This window comes from Mycobacterium sp. (assembly GCF_032161845.1).
In the GTDB taxonomy this organism is placed as follows: Bacteria; Actinomycetota; Actinomycetes; order Mycobacteriales; family Mycobacteriaceae; genus Mycobacterium.
Genome location: NZ_JAVRQA010000068.1, coordinates 19,595 through 39,445, shown reverse-complemented (window position 1 = coordinate 39,445; position 19,851 = coordinate 19,595). Strand labels below are relative to the sequence as shown.

General features: G+C 67.3%; 22 protein-coding genes and 1 pseudogene. 6 read left to right on the top strand and 17 right to left on the bottom strand.

All coding sequences use genetic code 11. From position 1 onward, the window contains the following. The 4 genes and pseudogenes from QOD90_RS04240 to QOD90_RS04225 all read right to left on the bottom strand — a co-directional run. Window positions 1-732 (bottom strand): annotated as a pseudogene (locus tag QOD90_RS04240) (polyribonucleotide nucleotidyltransferase); the annotation flags it as partial. Between the two features lie 318 nt (window positions 733-1,050). After that, entirely contained in the window at window positions 1,051-1,524 is a 474-nt protein-coding gene (gene lppU / locus QOD90_RS04235; RefSeq protein WP_526346995.1) for an LppU family putative lipoprotein, read from the bottom strand. 32 nt (window positions 1,525-1,556) lie between these two features. Further along, complete coding sequence (rpsO, locus tag QOD90_RS04230; RefSeq protein WP_140688001.1) at window positions 1,557-1,826, bottom strand: 30S ribosomal protein S15; 270 nt, start codon at window positions 1,824-1,826, stop codon at window positions 1,557-1,559. 116 nt (window positions 1,827-1,942) lie between these two features. Next, on the bottom strand, window positions 1,943-2,929 hold the full coding sequence (locus QOD90_RS04225; RefSeq protein ID WP_526346991.1) for a bifunctional riboflavin kinase/FAD synthetase: 987 nt from the start codon (window positions 2,927-2,929) through the stop codon (window positions 1,943-1,945). Window positions 2,930-3,011: 82 nt separating this feature from the next. Between QOD90_RS04225 and mntR the strand changes: the two genes are divergently transcribed. After that, a complete protein-coding gene (mntR, locus tag QOD90_RS04220; RefSeq protein WP_526346989.1) occupies window positions 3,012-3,719 on the top strand; it encodes a manganese-binding transcriptional regulator MntR in 708 nt (235 codons plus the stop codon). Between the two features lie 7 nt (window positions 3,720-3,726). Here the strand turns inward: mntR and truB are convergent, their stop codons facing one another. The 3 genes from truB to pptH are packed head-to-tail and all read right to left on the bottom strand — an operon-like array spanning window position 3,727 to window position 6,229. After that, complete coding sequence (truB, locus tag QOD90_RS04215) at window positions 3,727-4,611, bottom strand: tRNA pseudouridine(55) synthase TruB (protein WP_526346987.1); 885 nt, start codon at window positions 4,609-4,611, stop codon at window positions 3,727-3,729. After that, window positions 4,608-5,273 (bottom strand): 4'-phosphopantetheinyl transferase PptT, encoded by a 666-nt coding sequence (pptT, locus tag QOD90_RS04210; protein ID WP_526346985.1) that lies wholly within the window; start codon window positions 5,271-5,273, stop codon window positions 4,608-4,610. The genes truB and pptT overlap by 4 nt, the downstream gene beginning before the upstream one ends. Further along, window positions 5,270-6,229, bottom strand: coding sequence for an ACP phosphodiesterase PptH (gene pptH, locus QOD90_RS04205; RefSeq protein ID WP_526346983.1), 960 nt, complete (start codon window positions 6,227-6,229; stop codon window positions 5,270-5,272). Before pptH ends, pptT begins: the two co-directional genes overlap by 4 nt. 140 nt (window positions 6,230-6,369) lie before the next feature. Here pptH and QOD90_RS04200 point away from each other — a divergent pair, with 140 nt between their 5' ends. Then, window positions 6,370-6,954, top strand: coding sequence for a DUF3558 domain-containing protein (locus QOD90_RS04200; RefSeq protein WP_526346993.1), 585 nt, complete (start codon window positions 6,370-6,372; stop codon window positions 6,952-6,954). Between the two features lie 42 nt (window positions 6,955-6,996). After that, complete coding sequence (locus QOD90_RS04195) at window positions 6,997-8,634, top strand: CocE/NonD family hydrolase (RefSeq protein WP_526346981.1); 1,638 nt, start codon at window positions 6,997-6,999, stop codon at window positions 8,632-8,634. Here QOD90_RS04195 and QOD90_RS04190 read toward each other — a convergent pair. Together QOD90_RS04190 and QOD90_RS04185 are read right to left on the bottom strand one after the other, a co-directional pair. Further along, entirely contained in the window at window positions 8,623-9,171 is a 549-nt protein-coding gene (locus QOD90_RS04190; RefSeq protein WP_526346979.1) for a DUF1802 family protein, read from the bottom strand. The genes QOD90_RS04195 and QOD90_RS04190 overlap by 12 nt on opposite strands. Then, a complete protein-coding gene (locus tag QOD90_RS04185; protein WP_526346977.1) occupies window positions 9,168-9,434 on the bottom strand; it encodes a DUF2277 domain-containing protein in 267 nt (88 codons plus the stop codon). Before QOD90_RS04185 ends, QOD90_RS04190 begins: the two co-directional genes overlap by 4 nt. Before the next feature lie 40 nt (window positions 9,435-9,474). Between QOD90_RS04185 and QOD90_RS04180 the strand changes: the two genes are divergently transcribed. From QOD90_RS04180 to QOD90_RS04170, 3 genes are all read left to right on the top strand, one after another. Then, window positions 9,475-10,242 carry an enoyl-CoA hydratase gene (locus QOD90_RS04180; protein ID WP_526346975.1) on the top strand — a complete coding sequence of 256 codons (768 nt, stop codon included), beginning with the start codon at window positions 9,475-9,477 and terminating at the stop codon, window positions 10,240-10,242. A 136-nt stretch (window positions 10,243-10,378) separates the two neighbouring features. Next, the gene (locus QOD90_RS04175) at window positions 10,379-10,942 is read left to right on the top strand and encodes a class I SAM-dependent methyltransferase (protein WP_526346973.1); all 564 of its coding nucleotides are present in this window, start codon (window positions 10,379-10,381) and stop codon (window positions 10,940-10,942) included. Between the two features lie 123 nt (window positions 10,943-11,065). Further along, on the top strand, window positions 11,066-11,836 hold the full coding sequence (locus QOD90_RS04170) for a hypothetical protein (protein WP_526346971.1): 771 nt from the start codon (window positions 11,066-11,068) through the stop codon (window positions 11,834-11,836). 51 nt (window positions 11,837-11,887) lie between these two features. Here the strand turns inward: QOD90_RS04170 and QOD90_RS04165 are convergent, their stop codons facing one another. From QOD90_RS04165 to rimP, 8 genes are all read right to left on the bottom strand, one after another. Beyond that, window positions 11,888-13,216 carry an MATE family efflux transporter gene (locus tag QOD90_RS04165; protein WP_526346969.1) on the bottom strand — a complete coding sequence of 443 codons (1,329 nt, stop codon included), beginning with the start codon at window positions 13,214-13,216 and terminating at the stop codon, window positions 11,888-11,890. After that, window positions 13,213-13,425 (bottom strand): DUF6980 family protein, encoded by a 213-nt coding sequence (locus QOD90_RS04160; RefSeq protein WP_526346967.1) that lies wholly within the window; start codon window positions 13,423-13,425, stop codon window positions 13,213-13,215. Before QOD90_RS04160 ends, QOD90_RS04165 begins: the two co-directional genes overlap by 4 nt. Before the next feature lie 58 nt (window positions 13,426-13,483). Continuing rightward, window positions 13,484-14,485, bottom strand: a complete 1,002-nt coding sequence (locus tag QOD90_RS04155) for a DHH family phosphoesterase (protein WP_526346965.1) — start codon at window positions 14,483-14,485, stop codon at window positions 13,484-13,486. After that, window positions 14,460-14,975, bottom strand: coding sequence for a 30S ribosome-binding factor RbfA (rbfA, locus tag QOD90_RS04150; protein ID WP_526346963.1), 516 nt, complete (start codon window positions 14,973-14,975; stop codon window positions 14,460-14,462). Before rbfA ends, QOD90_RS04155 begins: the two co-directional genes overlap by 26 nt. Beyond that, on the bottom strand, window positions 14,975-17,761 hold the full coding sequence (infB, locus tag QOD90_RS04145) for a translation initiation factor IF-2 (protein ID WP_526346961.1): 2,787 nt from the start codon (window positions 17,759-17,761) through the stop codon (window positions 14,975-14,977). The genes rbfA and infB overlap by 1 nt, the downstream gene beginning before the upstream one ends. 75 nt (window positions 17,762-17,836) lie before the next feature. Continuing rightward, window positions 17,837-18,145 carry a DUF448 domain-containing protein gene (locus tag QOD90_RS04140; protein ID WP_526346959.1) on the bottom strand — a complete coding sequence of 103 codons (309 nt, stop codon included), beginning with the start codon at window positions 18,143-18,145 and terminating at the stop codon, window positions 17,837-17,839. Window positions 18,146-18,251: 106 nt separating this feature from the next. Continuing rightward, window positions 18,252-19,286 (bottom strand): transcription termination factor NusA, encoded by a 1,035-nt coding sequence (gene nusA / locus QOD90_RS04135; RefSeq protein WP_526346957.1) that lies wholly within the window; start codon window positions 19,284-19,286, stop codon window positions 18,252-18,254. Further along, a complete protein-coding gene (rimP, locus tag QOD90_RS04130) occupies window positions 19,283-19,837 on the bottom strand; it encodes a ribosome maturation factor RimP (protein ID WP_526346955.1) in 555 nt (184 codons plus the stop codon). Before rimP ends, nusA begins: the two co-directional genes overlap by 4 nt. Between the last annotated feature and the right edge of the window lie 14 nt (window positions 19,838-19,851).

Sequence of the window (19,851 nt, the reverse complement as noted above, 5' to 3'; positions counted from 1 at the left end):
CGGCTTGGCGGCCTCGAGGCCCTCGGCAACGACGCTCTCGGTAGGCGCTCCGGCGCCACCGGCGATCAGCTCGATGACGTTGTCGGTGGCCTCGGCCTCGACCATCATGATCGCCACGTCATCGCCTGCCTTGCGGCCCGCGACCACCATGTCGAACACGGCGCCTTCGAGCTGCTCGACGGTCGGGAAGGCCACCCACTGGCCTCCCTTGTTTTCAGGAGTGGAGATCAGGGCGACGCGCACGCCGCCGACGGGACCGGAGAACGGAATGCCGGAGATCTGCGTCGACGCGGACGCGGCGTTGATGGCCAGCACGTCGTACAGATCCTTGGGATCCAGGCTCAGGATCGTGACGACGACCTGGATCTCGTTGCGCAGACCCGAGATGAACGTCGGGCGCAGCGGCCGGTCGATCAGACGGCAGGTCAGGATCGCGTCGGTGGAGGGACGGCCCTCGCGACGGAAGAACGAGCCGGGGATGCGTCCCGCGGCGTACATCCGCTCTTCGACGTCGATCGTCAGCGGGAAGAAGTCGAAGTGGTCCTTCGGGGTCTTGCTGGCCGTGGTGGCCGAAAGGAGCATCGTCTCGTCGTCGAGGTAGGCGACGACGGAGCCGGCGGCCTGCTTGGCCAGTCGGCCGGTCTCGAAGCGGATGGTGCGGGTGCCGAAGCTCCCGTTGTCGATGACGGCGGTCGATTCGAATACGCCATCTTCTATTTCAGTTGCAGACATACGTGTGTCAGGCCTCTTTGGTTCTCGTGTGGTGCTGTTTCGCACCCCTTTTTTTGCACCTCACACGCGAGCACCCGGAAAATGCCGACGGCCATCGATCGAAGCGGCCGGACGCCGCCCCAAACATTCAGGGAAGGTCCGGCAGCCACTACCGAAGACCGCCCATTCAAAGGCGGGCACTGACGGTGACGCACTGGAACGGTGCACGCGGATATGCGCGAGCCGCACCTGTCGTCCTGAGCCGATCGGATTGCCGATTGGGACTCAAAACACGTCCATGTTACATGGCGGCAATTGCCAGACACGCCAAGTCCGGCGCTACGACACGTCCTCGACGCACACCGTGAACTGGCGTTCGTCATAGGCGTAGCCGAGGCCGGTCGCGCACTGGTCGACGTTGGCGACCTTCTGCATGACTTGCGTGGCGCGCTGACGATTCGGCGCGGACGCGTCGTTGCAGTCGACCCGGATGGGGTCGCGGTCGTTCTCCGGGTCGATGCTCATGCAACCGCCGACCACCCAGTCGATGTCCATGCAGATGGTCGATCCCGAGCCGCTGAACGAACTGCGCATCGAATAGTAGGAATCGACGTCCGTCGGGCATTGATCAGTGGACTCGACGGAGCCGACCACCTTGAAGTTGGACTCTGGGCTGCCGCACTGCACCTTGGAGGTCTCCGGCCGGTCCGGCGGACCGCCCACCTTGAGGCAATCCCCCACCTGCATGTCCGCGGCGGCGGCGGACGAGCACCCCGCCAACGCCATGGCCGCAAGGACCAACGCGGACGCCATGACGGCGCCCGGGGGAAGGGTCCTCACTCGAATTAGCGGCGCAAGCCCAGGCGCTCGATCAACGAGCGGTAGCGCGCCACGTCGACCTGGGCGATGTACTTGAGCAGGCGACGACGACGACCAACGAGCAGCAGCAGTCCGCGCCGCGAGTGGTGGTCGTGCTTGTGCATCTTGAGGTGCTCGGTCAGATCGGAGATGCGCTTGGTCAGCATCGCGATCTGGGCTTCCGGCGAGCCGGTGTCGGTCTCGTGAAGACCGTACTGGCCGAGGATCTCTTTTTTCTGCTCGGTGGTGAGCGACATGAAACAAACTCCATCCATGGGTTCGCGAATTACAACTGAGGCGCGGCCGCCGCGAACTGCAGCGCACGCTGGGTCGCCGGAGAGTCTAACAGCGCCTTAGCGCGCGAAACGAATCGTCACTGCGCGGCCAAGATCGTGCGGGCCCGCGCCGTGTCGCCTTCCATTGCCACGACGAGCTCGTCGATCGAGCCGAACTTCTCCTGGCCGCGGACGCGGGCGACGAAGTCGACGGCGACGTGCTGGCCATAGAGGTCGGCCTGCGTGTCGAGGACGAAGGCCTCGACGGTGCGGGTGCGACCCGAGAACGTGGGATTGGTGCCGACCGAAACCGCAGCCTGATACCGCTCACCGGGCGTGACGGTGCCCATGACGGGGCCGTGGCCAAGGACGGTGAACCACGCGGCGTAGACGCCGTCGGCTGGAATCGCCGAATACATCGGGGGTGCGACGTTGGCGGTCGGAAACCCCAGACCCTTGCCGCGGCCGTCGCCGCGCACCACTACGCCCTCGACGCGATGGGGCCTGCCAAGCGCCTCGGCCGCAGCGACGACGTCACCGGCATCGACGCAGGATCGGATGTACGTCGACGAGAACGTCACGTTCCGTTCCCTATCGCGATCGATGTGGTGCTCGGACACCAACGACATGCTCTCCACGGCGAACCCGAACCGTTCGCCGGCCTTGCGCAACATGCTGACGTTGCCGCCCGCCTTCTTGCCGAAGGTGAAGTTCTCACCGACGACGACCTCGACGACGTGCAGGCGTTCGACGAGGAGTTCGTGGATGTACCGCTCGGGCGTCAGCTTCATGAAGTCCGAGGTGAACGGCATGACGAGGAACACGTCGACGCCCATCTCCTCGACCAGCTCGGCGCGCCGGGTCAGGGTGGTCAACTGGGCGGGGTGGCTACCGGGAAACACGACCTCCATCGGATGGGGGTCGAACGTCATCAACACCGTCGGCACCCCGCGGGACCGGCCCGCCTTCACCGCGTGGTTGATGAGCTCGGCATGCCCGCGGTGGACACCGTCGAACACACCGATGGTGACGACACATCTGCCCCAGTCCGTGGGGATCTCGTCTTGGCCCCGCCAGCGCTGCACGACGGCAAGCCTACGACGCGCCAGAGTGACTGGCGCCGCTAGATGCCCGGATGGGCGGCGGATTGCCTAAACTTCTCTTGTTATGAGCCCCGACGACACCACTCGAGACTTGTCGTCGGTTGCCCAGGACTACCTGAAGGTCATCTGGACGGCCCAGGAATGGTCTGTGGACAAGGTCAGCACCAAGATGCTGGCCGAGCGCATCGGGGTGTCCGCCAGTACGGCGTCGGAGTCCATTCGCAAGCTCGCCGACCAGGGCCTCGTCGACCACGAGAAGTACGGCGGTGTGTCGCTGACCGCCGCGGGCCGTATTGCGGCGCTCGCGATGGTGCGGCGCCACCGGCTGATGGAGACCTTCCTGGTGCGCGAGCTCGGCTACGGCTGGGACGAAGTGCACGACGAGGCCGAGATCCTCGAGCACGCCGTTTCCGACCGAATGCTGGACCGCATCGACGCCAAACTCGGATACCCCACCCGCGACCCCCACGGTGATCCCATCCCGGCGGCGGACGGCGAGGTGCCGACACCACCGGCACGCCAACTCTCGGTATGCAAGAACGGGGACGCGGGCACGGTGGCGCGCATCTCCGACGCCGACCCAGAGATGCTCCGCTACTTCGACAGCGTCGGCATCAGTTTGGACTCGCGGCTTCGGGTGCTGGCCCGTCGCGACTTCGCGGGCATGATCTCGGTGGCCATCGCAAGCCCGGGGACCCTGGCCGACCCAGAGCTTCCGGAAAATACCGTCGAACTGGGAAACCCTGCGGCAGAAGCGATTTGGGTGGTCTGACCGACTCCTACAGCGTCGAGGGCCGGATCACGACGATCGACTGCGTCCGCGACCCGTCGTCGGCGAGCAGTGCGATCACCCGGCCGTCGGGCGCGGTGGCGGCGTACACACCGTCGATGCCGATCGGCGCCAGGGCGCGTCCGTTCGACGCCGACTCCGACTCCGCGTCGGTGAGGTCGCGCCGGGGAAAGCCCAGCAGACACGCCTCGTCCAGGGTGTGGCTCAACTGCGGCGACTCGGCCAGCTGATCGAGCGTGTGCGCCTCGGCCAGCCCGTACCGGCCGACCCTGGTGCGGCGCAGCGCGGTGAGGTGGCCGCCGACGCCGAGCGTCATGCCGACGTCACGTGCCAGCGCCCGAATGTAGGTACCCGACGAGCAGTCGACGTCCACGTCCACGTCGACGAAGCCGCCGGTCCGACGGACGGCGACGACGTCGAATCGTTCGATCCGCACCCGGCGGGCGGCCAGTTCAACCGTTTGGCCCTCGCGCGCCAGCTTGTAGGCGCGTTGACCGTTGACTTTGATCGCGCTCACCGCCGAAGGGATCTGATCGATGGGACCCCGCAACCCGGCAATGGCTGCTTCGATCGCGGCATCGGTGAGGTGGACTGCCGAAACCGTCTGGAGCACTTCGCCTTCGGCGTCCTCGGTGGACGTGGTCTGCCCCAGCCGGATGGTGCCTGCGTAGGACTTGTCGGTCGCCGTCAGCAGACCGAGAATCTTGGTGGCGCGCTCGATGCCAACGACCAGCACCCCGGTCGCCATCGGATCCAGGGTCCCGGCGTGGCCCACCTTGCGAGTGCCAAAGAACCTCCGGCAGCGGCCCACCACGTCGTGGCTGGTCATGCCGGCCGGCTTGTCGACGATCACCAGTCCGGGAGCGGGACTCACAGCACGATCGCCGTCAGCACCAGACCCTCGCCCACCGACCAGCGGCCCGACAGCGCGGTCAGCGGCGGGCCTGACTCCGCGGCCGGGTCGATCAGGATCCGCGACTCGAATGTGCCTGCGCTACCGGATCCGTCGACGGCGAACGTGATGTGGGCGTCTTCGAAGCCCAACCACCGGTGCGTCAGCGGAAACCACGCCTTGTACGTCGCCTCTTTGGCGCAGAACAGGATTCGGTCCCAGTGGGCTCCGCCGGGGAGGGTCGCCAGCTCGCTGCGTTCGGCGGGCAGGCTGATGGCGTCGAGGACCCCGTTCGGCAGCACGGCATGGGGTTCGGCGTCGATGCCGACGGAACGGACGTCGACCGCCCGCCCGACGACGGCACCGCGGAAACCCTCGCAGTGCGTCAGGCTGCCGACCACCCCGTCGGGCCAGCACGGTTCGCCCTTGTCCCCCTTGAGGATCGGCACCGCAGGCAACCCGAGGTCACCGAGCGCCAGGCGTGCGCAATGGCGGACGGTGATGAACTCGTTGCGCCGCTTGGCCACCGAGCGGGCGATGAGCGGCTCCTCCTCGGACAACGGCGCCAGATCCGGTGGATCGTCGTACAGCTCGGCCGATGCGATCGGCGACGGCACCAGGCCCGACAACAGTCGGCCCGTCACTCTCGCCTGCGCTTGATCTGTGCCTGCATCTTCTCCGCGCCCGCTCGCATCTCGGGGGTGATCTCGAAGTGGCCGCCGAACTCGTTGAGGTAACCGGGCGGGTAGTTGGGGTCGGGCAGTATCTGTCGCATCCATCGATATGGCTTGCGGCGGCGCCATTCCCGTGGATAGCCGACCGACACCTCCTCGAACCGCACACCGTCGTACCAGGTGGTGCGCGGAATGTGGAGGTGGCCGTACACCGAGCACAGGGCGTTGTAACGGGTATGCCAGTCCTTCGTCGCGGTGGTGCCGCACCACAGCGCGAACTCGGGATAGAACATCGCATCGCAGGGATCGCGCACCAGCGGGAAGTGATTGACCAGGATCGGCGGCGTCAGCCAGTCGAGGTCCTCGAGCTTGGCCCGCGTCAGCTTGACGCGATCACGGCACCACGCATCGCGGGTCGCGTAAGGCTCGGCAGACAACAGGAACTCGTCGGTGCCGACCACGTTGCGCTCACGGGCGATGGCGAGCCCCTCTGCCTTGGTCGCCGTGCCCTCGGGCAGGAACGAGTAGTCGTACAGCAGGAACATCGGCACGATGGTCGCCGGCCCGCCCTCCTCGGTCCACACCGGGAAGGGGTGCTCGGGGGTCACGATGCCCATCTCGTCGCACATGTTGACGAGGTAGTCGTAGCGCGCCCGACCGAAGATCTGCATCGGGTCCTTGGCCGTCGTCCACAGCTCGTGGTTGCCCGGCACCCAGATGACCTTGGCGAATCGTTTGCGCAGCAGATCCAGTGACCAACGGATGTCGTCGGTGCGCTCGGCGACGTCACCGGCGACGATCAACCAGTCGTCCGGCGACGAGGGGTGCAGCGACTCGGTGACGGGCTTGTTACCGGTATGACCGATGTGGAGGTCGCTGATCGCCCAGAGCGTGGGATGGCGACGGTCCTGTGACAGCGGAGACACAACGGATCAGCCTACTTGCGCCAGCGCAGGACGCTCGCCCGGCAACTAGAACATGTTCTGCTTTCCGGTCCGGGCGGGGGTTTGGGACTTGTACACTCCCCGCAATGGACAACGAGCGTAAGCGGGGTGCCCCGAGGGGTGTGATCGGCAAGATGCGCCTGCTGTCGGCGATGTGCGCCCTGGTAGCGGCGGTGATAGTCGTCTGGCAGAGCAATCCGATCACCGTCCCCGACGCCGGCTCCGTCGAGCTGAGATCCACGTCGGCACCCATGAGCGGCGTCTCCAGCAGCATCAAATGGCCCGTGATCCAAACCGTCGACCCGAGTCCGTTCGACGCGTGCGAGGACATCCCCATCGACGTCATCAACGGTCTCGGGCTGGGCTTCACCCCGCCGGAGCACGAGGACGGCCTGCGGTGTCATTACGACGCAGGCAATTACCAGATGGCCGTCGAGGCCTTCGTCTGGCGAACCTACGAACAAACGCTGCCCGCTGACGCCGTCGAGATGGACATCGCGGGCCACCGTGCCGCGCAGTACTGGATCCTGAAGCCGTCGGACCGCAACAACCGCTTCTGGTTCAGCTGCATGATCGCGTTCGACACCAGCTACGGCGTCCTCCAGCAATCGCTGTTCTACGCACCGGTCTACAGCGCCGACGACGTGGACTGCATGCAGACCAATCTCCAGCGCGCCCAGCAGCTGGTGCCGTTCTACAAGTTTTAGCCGTCGCCCCGTTTGCGTAACGTGCAAGGCGTGGTTCGACCAATGAGCGCCAAACGCCTCACCTCTCACGCCCTCAGCCGAGTACTGAAGCTGCCACCGCCGACGACGGACTACACCGTAATCAGAGGGTTGCGGGTACCGATGCGCGACGGCGTCGATCTGATCGCCGACCACTACGCGCCGCAGACCGCCACGCCCGCGGGAACGCTGCTCGTCCGCTGCCCGTACGGCCGTGCCTTTCCGTTCTCGAATCTGTTCGGCGCGGTCTACGCCGCCCGCGGTTACCACGTGATCATCCAGAGCGTGCGCGGCACATTTGGGTCCGGCGGCGACTTCACGCCGATGGTCCACGAGGTGGCCGACGGGGCGGACACGGCGGCCTGGCTGCGCAGCCAGGGGTGGTTCACCGGGTCGTTCGCGACGATCGGCCTTTCCTACCTCGGCTTCACACAGTGGGCCCTTCTGATGGACCCCCCGCCGGAGATGGCGGCCGCGGTCATCATCGTCGGCCCACACGACTTCAGTGAGTCCAGTTGGGGCACGGGCGCGTTCACCATCAACGACTTCCTCGGGTGGAGCGACATGATGTCCCACCAGGAGGAGAACCGACTTCTCGGCGCGCTGCAGCAGGGTCGGTCCCGGCGGCGAGTGGCGCACACCGCCAACCAGGTGCCGATGGGCGCGTCGGGTCGGACGTTGCTCGGCGCGGGCGCACCATGGTGGGAGTCCTGGATCGAGCACCCCGAGCGCGACCATCCCTTCTGGGCAGATCTCCGCCTGACCGATGCCCTGGACCGCGTCGACGTCCCCGTGCTGCTGTTCAGCGGGTGGCAGGACCTGTTCCTCGAGCAGACCCTGACGCAGTTCCAGCACTTGCGCGGGCGTGACGTCACGACGGCCCTGACTGTCGGTCCTTGGACGCACACCCAGCTGATGACGAAGGGGGCCCCAGTCGTCATCCGGGAGTCGCTGTCCTGGCTCGACACCCACCTCGGCGGCAAGCCGGCGACACCTCGTAGTCCGGTGCGGGCCTACGTCACCAACGGCGACTGGACCGAACTTCCGACCTGGCCGCCTGTGATGGCCGAGCACGTGGTGTATCTACAACCCGCACATCGGCTTTCGGACTCCCCGCCCGACGCGTCGGCCCCGCCGTCGACGTTCACCTTCGACCCAGCCAACCCCACGCCCACCGTCGGCGGTCGGCTGCTCTCACCCGAGGGTGGCTACCGGGACGACACCCGACTCTCGGTGCGGCCCGACACCGCCGACTTCACCGGTGAGCCACTGGCCACCGACCTCTACGTCGTCGGGAATCCCGTCATCGAACTTGCCCATTCGTGCGACATCCCCTACAACGACGTCTTCGTCCGGTTGAGCGACGTCGACGGGAAGGGGCGATCGACCAACGTCAGCGAGGGCTTCGTCAGGCTCACCACTGACTCCGGCGTCGTGCGACTCGAACTCGACGCCGTCGCCTACCGATTCCGGGCGGGCGCCCGGCTGCGGGTCATGATTGCGGGGGGTTCGCACCCGCGATTCGTCCGCAACCTCGGTACCGACGAGCCGCCGATCTCGGGAACGACGATGACACCCGCCAACCACACCGTGCACCACGGTGCGGGCGGCCTGTCGCGGCTGGTACTCCCAGCGGGTCCGCAACCGCCGTCAACCGACTGACGCCGTCACCCTGGCGGCGATCGCAGAAAGCGTCGCGTCGTCGTGCACGGGTTCGGCCCAGTCCGCTTGCAGCGGTAACTCGACCCAGCTCTTGCAGCCCGCGTATGCCGATTCTCTGGGCAGTCGCAGCGGTTCGGCCAACGGGCGGGCCTGCACCACCAACACCGTCAGCCGATGTTTCGGCCGGAAGTCCAGCCGATCGGAGCGCACCGACTCCGCCGTCCAAATGTGGGTGTCCAACAGATCGTCGAGTCCGTCTGGACGATTGACGGCCACGGCGGCAACCACCTTCGCGGCCGCCCTCACGACGAACTCGTCCTCGGCACTGTCGGATCCGGCGGCGTCGAGCAGGTCGCGATGTTCGGGACGGACGCGCTCGGCATGTCCGTGGGCGATCGTCGGAAAGAACACGAACTCCCCTGCGGCGAGGTCGAAGCGCTTCTCGTGAATGCCACCCTTGCGCAGCAGCACCGTCTGACGCCCGTCGAGCATCGCGTGCACGGCCGCACTCCACTCCTTGAGTGCGGGCGTGCTCACTGCGCGGCGAGTCTGGCGCGCACCTCTGGCCGACGCAGCGGCGGCACCGTCTTCGGCGGCTGCCGGCGCGGAGGCAGCGCGCTCAGCAGTCGCGTCGTGGTGGCCGTCACCTCGGCGACCGCCTCCTCGAAGGCCTCGGTGTTGGCGGCCGTGGGGCGGGTGATGCCGCTGACCTTGCGGACGTACTGGCGTGATGCGGCTTCGATCTCCTCGGCCGTGGCCGAAGGTTCGAGGCCGCGCAACTCGGTGATGTTCCTGCACATGCCTTCAACCATAGGTCGACGGGTCGATACGGTGATGGACATGCCGACCACAGAACACGACAGCCCCCTGTTGATCGACACCACCGACCGCGTCCGCACGCTGACCCTGAACCGGCCGCAGGCACGCAACGCCCTGTCGACCGCGTTGCGGACCCAGTTCTATGCGGCGCTGCGCGAGGCAGAGGCCGATGACGACGTGGACGTCGTCATCCTCACCGGCGCCGACCCCGTGTTCTGTGCGGGTCTTGACCTCAAGGAGCTCGGTGACGCCACCGAGCTTCCCGACATCTCGCCCAAGTGGCCCGCGATGAACAAGCCGGTCATCGGGGCGATCAACGGGGCGGCCGTCACCGGCGGCCTCGAACTGGCGCTGTACTGCGACATCCTGATCGCCTCGGAGCAGGCCCGATTCGCCGACACCCACGCCCGCGTCGGGCTGCTGCCGACGTGGGGGCTAAGCGTGCGCCTGCCACAGAAGGTCGGCGTTGGGCTGGCCCGCCGCATGAGCCTGACCGGCGATTACCTGTCTGCCGAGGACGCACTGCGCGCCGGGTTGGTGACCGAGGTCGTCGCCCACGACGCCCTCCTCCCCGCGGCACGCAAGGTAGCGGCGGCCATCGTCGGCAACAACCAAGAGGCGGTGCGCGCGCTACTCGGGTCCTACCACCGCATCGACGAACAGCAGACCAGCGCCGGCCTGTGGATCGAGGCCACGTCGGCCAAGCAGTGGATGCAGGTCGCGACCGGCGACGACATCGCCGCCAACAGGTCGGCCGTCCTCGAACGCGGCCGCTCACAGCTCCGCTGACCCCCTCCCCCTCTCCCTCTCCCCCGCGAGCGTGCGTGTCGGCACGCCGACACACCGCTGTTCCTGGCATCCGACGCACGCTCGCGACCGCAAGTGGACGTCACCGTCGGCGATCGGCCGGGCGTAGGCTGCCGCCATGAACGAGGCGCACGAGATGTGCGGCAGCGATGAATGGCGCCAAGCCATTCGCGAGGTGATCCTGCCGTGGGCCCTCGGTGACACCAACCTCGGCGACGACGTGCTGGAGGTGGGCCCCGGCTACGGAGCCACCACCGACGTGCTCGGCCAGAAGGTGCCACACCTGACTTCGGTCGAGATCGATGACGAACTCGTCGCGATGCTGCGTGAGCGCTTCGCCGAGGTCCCTTCGGTCGAGATCGTCAACGGCGACGCCACCGCACTGGCCTACGACGACGGAAGATTCTCCGGCGCAGCAAGTTTCACGATGCTGCACCACGTACCGACCACCGAATTGCAGGACCGGCTGTTCGCCGAGGTCGCCCGCGTCCTACGCCCTGGATCGCCGCTGGTGGCCAGCGACAGTCTCGGCAGCGACGAGTTGGCCGCACACCACACGGACGACACCTACAACCCCGTCGACCCCGCCTCGCTGCCGGAGCGGCTGACGACGGCGGGCTTCGAACGGATCGACGTGCGCACCAATCCCCATGGCTGGGCGGTCATCGCGTACAAGACGTGAGTCAGCTGGGCGTGTTGGCCGGATCATAGGGAAACACCCGATATGTCCGACCGTCCACAACGTTAATTTTGACCCCACACGCGCTCAACCGAAGATTGGGCGCCAACCATGGGGGAAGAAGACATGTCCAAGAGACGATTGGGTCCGGTGCTCGCCATCGCAGCGGTGGCCTTCGCCATGACGCCGGGATTGCTGGCGATGCCGGTCGCATCCGCGGACACGCTGTCGAACGGGCTGACGTCGTCCTGCAGTCAAGACAGCGACATTCACGCGACCTGCGTCATCGGCGGCTGTCCCCGTGTCAACGGCGACTACGTCGTCGACGCCATGCACTACCGGTACGACAGCGGTGGAGAGCAAGTTGAACTCGACTTCAAGTGCATCAACGGCCAGACCGCCAGGGTAGGTTTGGACACGACCTTCCAGAGCGGTTTCGGAGTCCAGGCGTGCCGCAAGAAGGACCTCGAGGGTGACTGGTGCACCCCGTTTGCGCACGTCAACTACACGCCGCCGGTCAAGGCCGCGCCACCCCCGCCCGTCGTTGCACCGCCGCCCGTCGTCGCGCCCCCGCCCGTCGTCGTCCCCGATGCACCCAAGAAGGTGGCACCAACCAACGCCGTCACGATGAGCATCGCGATATCGGGCGTCAGCGCAAACGTGGACATCGCGAGTAGCGCGGAGATTCCCGGTACGTGCTCGTACAAGGCGACTGCGCCGCTGCTTCCCGCAGTCAACAAGTCGTTCGACCTCGGACCCAACGGGTCGACGAGCTTCAGCACGCTGGCCCCGCCACTGTTGGCGACCTACCACGTGGTGTTGTCGTGCAAGGGCCAGTTCGACGGGAAGTCAGTGGAGTTCGGCCACGTCGAGCAGGACGTCACCGCCGCCGGATAGGCCAGGATCGTTGCGGGTCCCCGGCGGCGCACGCGCCGTCGGGGATTCGGCTTAGCCGGTCCCGGCCACCAGCCAGCGACCGGAGAACGCGCGCCACCCGACGAACACCAGCCGCAGCAGCATGAACGTCGTGAGACCCGACCAGATCCCGACCAGCCCCCAGCCGAAGATCAGCGACAACCAGATCAACGGCAGGAAGCCGACGAGCGCACTGGCCAGTGTCGCGTTGCGCATGAACCTGGCGTCCCCCGCGCCGAGCAGCACGCCGTCGAGCGCGAACACGACTCCGGCAATGGGCAACTGCGCCACCAGGAACCACCATGGCACGCCGATCACCTCAAGCACCGAACGGTCCGAGGTGAACAGGTGCGGAAACACCGACGCGCCTGCCGCGAAGACGGCGGCGAGCACGGCCGCGGCGACCGTCGAGAAGATCGTCACCCGCCAGGCGACCGACTTGGCGTGCGCCAATTGGCCAGCGCCGAGGGCCGCCCCGACGAGCGACTGGGCCGCGATCGCCAGCGAATCCAAAACCAGGGCAAGGAAACTCCACAGCTGAAGCACCACCTGATGCGCGGCGACCGCGGCCGCACCGAACCGGGCCGCCACCGCGGCAGCGGAGACGAAGCACGCCTGGAACGCCAGCGTGCGCACGACGAGATCGCGGCCCATCACCACCTGTGCGCGCAGCACCGCGACATCCACGCGCAGCGGCACCCGCTCAGCCAGCAGCGCCCGGCAGAACAGCACGCCAGCAAGCGACTGCCCGGCTAGGTTGGCCACCGCTGACCCGCTGACCCCCATGCGCGGCATCCCCAGCCAGCCGTACACCAGCGTCGGGCACAGCACGGCCGAGAGCGCGAAGCCCGCAACCACGTATCGCAGCGGCCGCGCGGTGTCCTGCACCCCGCGCATCCAGCCGTTGCCCGCCAGGGAGATGAGGATGGCCGGCGCACCGAAGATCGCGATCCGAAGCCATGGCAGCGCCGTCTCGGCGATCTCGCCGCCGTCTGCGATCAACGTCAGAAGTGGTACTGCCGCCGCCTGGACGACGGCGACGACGACCGTCCCGAGCGCGATGGCGAGCCAGGTGGCCTGCACCCCCTCGCCGACGGCGGAGGCGCGGTCACCCGCGCCGAAGTAACGTGCGGCCCTCGCCGTCGTCCCGTACGAGAGGAACGTCAGCTGCGAGGAGACCAGCGAAAGAATCAGTCCGCCGATGGCCAGACCGGCCAGTGCCACCGCGCCGAGACGCCCCACCACCGCGAGGTCGAACAACAGGTAGACGGGTTCGGCGGCGAGCACCCCGAGTGCGGGCAGCGCCAGCCCGGCGATGCGTCGGCCGGTCGCCGGAACCGGCTGTCTTCCAATGGAACTCATGCCGGATGTTGGCCTGCGAGCCGACTTCCGCAGAAGGGGCAAAAACTGAAGTGCAACCCACTATGACCGCCGTCGGCGATGATGACGTACCACCCGTCGTGGCTCTCCCACCACTCGAACCTGACGTCCACCGAGCAGGCCGTGGTCGAGTTCAGGAAGCGGTCACAACACGCCTCGAAGCCGTCCGGAACGACCTGCGAGCCCTCCATGCAAACGGTGCCGTCCGCGTGCAATCGCGCGTCGGTAGGCGGCCCGCCGTCGGACGGCTCACCCAAGTGCGGTCTCCAGTGCCTTCACGACGGCGTCCACCGGTCCGGTCGCCGAGTAGCCGGCCGCGAGTCGGTGGCCGCCACCACCGAAGGCGCTCGCGACGGCAGCGAGGTCGACCTCGGACTTGGCGCGCATCGACACCGTCCAGTGTTGCGGCTCGATTTCCTTGAAGACGGCAGCGACCTCGGCCTGAGCCGTGGTGCGGACGATGTCGACGATGCTTTCGACTTCTTCGGGCCGCGCACTGCGCCATTCCTGGTGTCCCACAATGGCATACACCAGACCGCGTCCGTTCACGGCGTCAGGCAACAGTCGCGCCGACGACAGGACGTCGGACAGCATCGGAAGCCAGGAGAAGGGGTGGGTGTCCAGCAGAGTGCGACTGATCGTGGCGTTGTCGACGCCGATCTCGAGGAGTCGAGCCGCCAGCAGATGCGCGCGGACACTGGCCCACCGGAACGATCCGGTATCGGTGATCAAACCGGCGTACAGGCAGTGCGCGACGCGTTGATCGATCGGCTTACCCCACGCGTCCAGCAACTCCGCAACGAGCATGGTCGTCGAATCAGCGGACGGATCGACGTAGTTGGCCGTGCCGAACAGTTGGTTGGAGGCGTGGTGATCGATCACCAGAACCTCACGACCCGATTCGGCAAGCGCCTGCAACGCACCGAGCCGATTGATGCTCGGGATGTCGACGGTGACCACCAGATCGCTGTCGCGGCGCATCGCATCGGGGTCGACCAGCAGATGCCCACCGGGCAGCGACTGCAGCGACTCGGGAAGGACCGCCGGCGTTGCGAAGCCGACCTCGACCCGCCTGCCCGACCGCTCGAGGACGAGGGCAAGCGCTAGACCAGCGCCGATGGTGTCGGCATCCGGATAGACGTGGCACACCACGCTGACGGACTCCGCCGCGTCGAGAAGCTCTGCAGCTCCCCGACCATCGACGCGCATCGATGACCGGGTTACCTCAGTCTTCGGGTCGATCGCGGTCATAGGTGTCCTCAGGATCAAGCACGACAGGTTCTTCCTCGGCGCCCCCGCTTACTTCCTCCGCCCCCGTCACACGGTACGGGTCAGCGTCACCTGCCGGAGTGGCACCCTGCCGAATTCGCGCCAGATCGGCATCCGCCTGACGCGCCCGAGCCAACAAATCTTCCATGTCACGCGCGGTGTCGGGCAACTTGTCCAGCACGAACGCCAGCGTCGGCGTGAACCGAACCCCCGTGCCCGCTCCGACCTTGGACCGCAGGATGCCCTTGGCGCGTTCCAGCGCCGCAGCCGCACCTTCGTAGTCGGGTTCGTCGGCAAGGGTCTCACCACGGACCGTGTAGAACACCGTCGCGTCGTGCAGGTCCCCCGTGACCTTCGTGTCCGTGACGGTCACGAAGGCCAGGGGCGGATCCTTGATCTCGAACTCGATGGCCGAGGCGACGATGGTGCCGATGCGCTTGGAGAGCTTGCGCGCCCTCCCAACATCAACCATTAGACGCGTTCTTTTTCGACGAGCTCGTACGCCTCGATGACGTCGCCTTCCTTGATGTCGTTGTACGTCAAGGTAAGACCACACTCGTAGCCGTCGCGGACCTCGGTGGCGTCGTCCTTCTCGCGCTTGAGCGACGAGATGGTGACGGTCTCGGCCACCACCACGTTGTCACGCAGCAGGCGCGCCTTCGCGTTGCGACGGATGATGCCCGAGGTGACGAGGCAGCCTGCGATGTTGCCGACCTTGGACGACCGGAAGATCGCCCGGATCTCGGCGCGGCCGAGCTCCTTCTCCTCGTAGATCGGCTTGAGCATGCCCTTCAGGGCCGCCTGGATCTCGTCGATGGCCTGGTAGATCACCGAGTAGTACCGGATGTCGACACCCTCGCGGGTGGCCAGCTCGGTGGCCTTGCCCTCCGCGCGAACGTTGAACCCGATGATGATCGCGTTCGACGCCGACGCCAGGTTGACGTTGGTCTCGGTGACGCCACCAACCCCGCGGTCGATCACGCGGAGTTCGACCTCGTCGCCGATGTCGATGCCAAGCAGGGCCTCCTCGAGCGCCTCCACGGTGCCCGAGTTGTCGCCCTTCAGGATCAGGTTCAGCTGGCTGGTTTCCTTCAGCGCCGCATCCAGATCGTCCAGGCTGATGCGCTTGCGGGTCCGCGCCGCCAGGGCATTGCGCTTGCGCGCACTACGCCGGTCGGCGATCTGACGAGCGATCCGGTCCTCGTCGACGACGAGCAGGTTGTCACCGGCGCCCGGTACCGACGTGAAGCCGATGACCTGGACCGGACGCGACGGGGTCGCCTCCTCGACGTCCTCGCCATGTTCGTCGACCATCCGTCGAACGCGCCCATAGGCGTCGCCGGCGACGATCGAGTCGCCGACCCGCAGCGTGCCGCGCGCAATGAGCACGGTGGCAACGGGCCCACGGCCACGGTCCAGGTGCGCTTCGATCGCGACGCCCTGGGCCTCCATGTCGGGGTTGGCCCGCAGGTCCAGCGAGGCGTCGGCGGTCAAGAGGACCGCTTCAAGCAGCGCGTCGATGTTGGTGCCCTGCTTGGCCGAGATGTCGACGAACATGGTGTCGCCGCCGTACTCCTCGGCAACGAGGTTGTACTCGGTGAGCTGTGCCCGGATCTTCGCCGGGTCGGCACCTTCCTTGTCGATCTTGTTGACCGCCACCACGATCGGCACGTCGGCCGCCTGCGCGTGGTTGATGGCCTCCACCGTCTGCGGCATGACGCCGTCGTCGGCGGCGACCACCAGGATGGCGATGTCGGTGGCCTTCGCACCACGGGCACGCATGGCGGTGAACGCCTCGTGACCCGGCGTGTCGATGAAGGTGACCAGTCGCTCGTTGCCGTCCAGTTCGGTGAGCACCTGGTAGGCGCCGATGTGCTGGGTGATGCCACCCGCCTCGCCCTCACGGACCGTGGCGTTGCGGATCGTGTCCAGCAGTCGCGTCTTGCCGTGGTCGACGTGGCCCATGACGGTCACGACCGGCGGACGGAACTCGAGATCGTCCTCGTCGCCCTCGTCCTCGCCGTAGGTCAGGTCGAACGACGACAGCAGCTCGCGGTCCTCGTCCTCCGGGGACACGACCTGCACGACGTAGTTCATCTCGCCGCCGAGCAGCTCGAGCGTCTCGTCGCCTACCGACTGGGTAGCGGTGACCATCTCACCGAGGTTGAACAGCGCCTGGACCAGAGCGGCCGGGTTGGCGTTGATCTTGTCGGCGAAGTCCACCAGCGATGCGCCACGGGCCAACCGGATGGTCTCGCCGTTGCCGTGCGGCAACCGCACGCCACCGACGACCGGCGCCTGCATGTTCTCGTATTCAGCGCGTTTTGCCCGCTTCGACTTGCGACCACGACGGACCGCGCCACCGGGACGACCGAATGCACCTGCCGCGCCACCGCGCTGGCCGGGACGGCCACCGCCGCCACCGCCACCTGGGCGGCCACGGAAACCGCCGGCGGGAGCGCCACCTGGGGCACCGGCGCCACCGGCGCCGCCACCGCGGTAGTTACCGCCGCCACCTGCACCGGGGGGACCACCGGGACGACCGCCGCCACCGCCGGGTCCACGAGCACCTGGGGCTGGGCGGGGTCCACCGGGACGACCGGCCGCGCCGGGACGTGCGCCGGGGGGACGCGGGGGCATGTTGCCGGGAGTGGCGCCGGGACGCGGTCCACCGCCGGGACGGGGCGGAGCACCCGGCCGGGGCGGGCCTGCACCCTGCGGCGGACGCGGGGCGGGCCGCTCGACGGGTACCTGTGTCGAGAAGGGGTTGTTGCCGACGCGGGGCGCGCGACCTGCGGGCTTTGGCGCCGGTCCCGGTCGGGGGCCGGGAGTGGGGCCTGCGGGACCCGCGGGTGCGGCCGGGCTGGTGGGAGTCGCCTCGGCCTGCGGTGCGGCTGGCGGTGCAGCGGCTACCTCTGGCACGACGACGGGCGGCGCCGGCGGAGCTGGTGGCTCCGGCTCGGCGGGCGGACGCGGCGCGGCGGGCTTGGGGCCGCCGGGCTTGGGTCCCGCGGTGGCCACGCCACCGTTGGTGGATGCGCCGGCAGCGGCCGCCTTGGGGGCTGCCGCTGCTGTCTTTGCGGGCGCGGGCTTCGAGCCGCCGCCCAGTGCCTCGCGGAGCCGGCGGGCGACGGGCGCCTCAACGGTCGACGATGCTGATTTGACGAATTCGCCCTGTTCGCTCAGCCGGGCGAGTACTTCCTTGCTGGTGACACCGAGTTCTTTAGCCAACTCGTGCACGCGGGCCTTGCCTGCCACTACATCTCCTCATCGTGGAGGCGACAGCAGTGGGCCGCGCCTCGGGTTTAGCTATGACGCATGGTCATCGGAACTTCACGGTGTGCTCATGTTCTTCGCTACCTGTTCTGTTGCCGGGCGGACCGAGGTTTCACCTTCAGTGAAGAACTCGACCACCGCGGAGGTGTCCGGCGAACCGGTGATGCGCAACGCTCGAGCGAATGCCCGCCGCCGGATTGCCAGGTGTAGACACTGCTGGTCGGGATGCAACCATGCACCCCGCCCGGGCAGATTACCCGCTGCGTCGACGGCGACGGCGTATTTGCCATCTCCGTCGCGAACAGCGGCCACTCGAAGCAGATCGACGGCCAGCTCACGCTTCCGGCATCCAACGCACGTTCGCACTGGTCCTTCGGGACTTTGGTGCTGGCGCGCGCGGGGAGCCGAACTCTCGCGCTGGATCACGGTTCACTCTACCGTCACGATCACCGCAGAAAGAAACGCGTGCCCGCTACCCCTCCCGAGAGGCGCCATGCGGTGCCTCCTCGTCAGACGGCGACGGCGCAGCATCACTGCGAATGTCGATCCGCCAGCCCGTCAGGCGGGCGGCCAACCGCGCGTTCTGCCCTTCCTTGCCGATTGCCAACGACAGTTGGAAGTCGGGCACCACGACGCGCGCCGCTCTCGCCGCCTCATCGATCACCGACACCGACACGACCTTGGCCGGTGACAGCGCATTGGCCACGAACCGCGCAGGGTCCTCGTCGAAGTCGATGATGTCGATCTTCTCCCCCGACAACTCGCTCATCACGTTGCGCACCCGCTGCCCCATCGGACCGATGCAGGCGCCCTTGGCGTTGAGGCCCGAGACACGCGAGGTCACGGCGATCTTGGACCGATGACCGGCTTCTCGGGCGACGGCGGCAATCTCGACGGAGTTGTCGGCGATCTCCGGCACCTCCAACGAGAACAGCTTGCGCACCAGGTTCGGATGGGTGCGGGACAACTCGATCTTGGGTTCGCGCACCCCACGAGTCACCCCGATCACGTAGCAGCGCAACCGATCCCCGTGTTCGTATGACTCGCCCGGAACCTGCTCGGCGGGCCGGATGACGCCCTCGGAGCCCTTCGCCTCGGTGCCGAGACGCACGATGACGTTGCCACGCGCATTTTCCCGCGCGTCCCGCTGGACCACGCCGCCGACGATGTCGCCCTCCCGCGCCGAGAATTCGCCGTACATCCGCTCGTTTTCGGCGTCACGGAAGCGTTGCAGCATCACCTGGCGGGCGGTGGTGGCCGCGACCCGGCCGAAACCCTCTGGGGTGTCGTCCCATTCGTTGATCAGGTTGCCGTCGTCGTCGGTCTCCCTTGCGAGCACCTTGACGATGCCGCTCTTGCGGTCGATGTCGATGCGGGCCTCGGCTTCGTGGCCCTGGGTGTGCCGGTACGCGGTGAGAAGCGCGGACTTGATGGTGTCGAGCAGTTCGTCGACCGAGATCCCCCGGTCCACTTCGATGGCGTGCAGCGCACCCATGTCGATGTTCACTCTTGATCCTCCTTGCCAGACACCCCGGCCAACTCGAGCTCGAGTGGGTTCGGCGGTGAGAACTCCACCTGGACAACGGCATTGGTGACGTCGTCGATGGAAAGTTCGCGAATGGTCAGCGCTGCTCGACGATCGGCGACGACCAGCCGCACGATGCCGTCGGTCGTCTCACCCAGCCGGCCCGTCACCTGCGAGCCGTCGGCCAGCGTCACCTCGACCTTGCGCCCCTTGGCGCGGCGGTAGTGACGCTCGGCCGTGAGGGGGCGGTCGACCCCGCGCGACGTGACTTCCAGGAGGTACGGGGCATTCTCGTTGGAGTCGTCGAGCTGATCCAGCAGTTCGGAGGCCAACCGCGACAACGCACCGAGGGAGTCCAGATCGAGGCCCTGATCACCATCGACGATCACGACGACGCGCGCCGGGCGGGCGGACGATTCGACGACGACGTCCTCGACGTCGTATCCCGCGCGCCCGAATTCGCCTTCGAGCAGCTCGATCAACTGCGGCGGGGATGGCAACCGCGCGGACCGTAGCGGAATCTCCGATGCCACGGTGAGCTCCTCGT